Source organism: Parvimonas sp. D2, from assembly GCF_035282635.1.
Taxonomy (GTDB): Bacteria; Bacillota; Clostridia; order Tissierellales; family Peptoniphilaceae; genus Parvimonas.
In genome coordinates this window covers 1-263 of sequence record NZ_JAYKBO010000057.1, presented here as the reverse complement: position 1 = coordinate 263, position 263 = coordinate 1, and the positions used below count along the sequence as shown (strand labels likewise).

The following is a 263-nucleotide window of genomic DNA, read 5'->3' as shown; positions in this document are numbered from 1 at the left end:
TTAATTCTATTAATTTATCTTCTGGAATATTTTTATTATTTATTCTAATTCTTTCTTCAAAATTGTAAATAGAATGAGAAGTAAACATCCCAACTTTATACCCTTGTGAAACTAAAACAGAATTTACAAAAGAAGTGCAGGAACCCTTACCCTTGGTTCCTGCAATATGAATAATTTTTAATTTATCTTGTGGATTTCCTAATTTTTCCATCAGATTTTTTATATTTTGTAAACCTAATTTAACTCCACTGCAAACTTCTCCT

Annotated in this window: 1 pseudogene; it reads right to left on the bottom strand. The window is 26.6% G+C overall.

Features of this window, described 5'->3' with window-relative positions:
• Positions 1-263: pseudogene (locus tag VJI77_RS07565) on the bottom strand (bifunctional folylpolyglutamate synthase/dihydrofolate synthase); the annotation flags it as partial.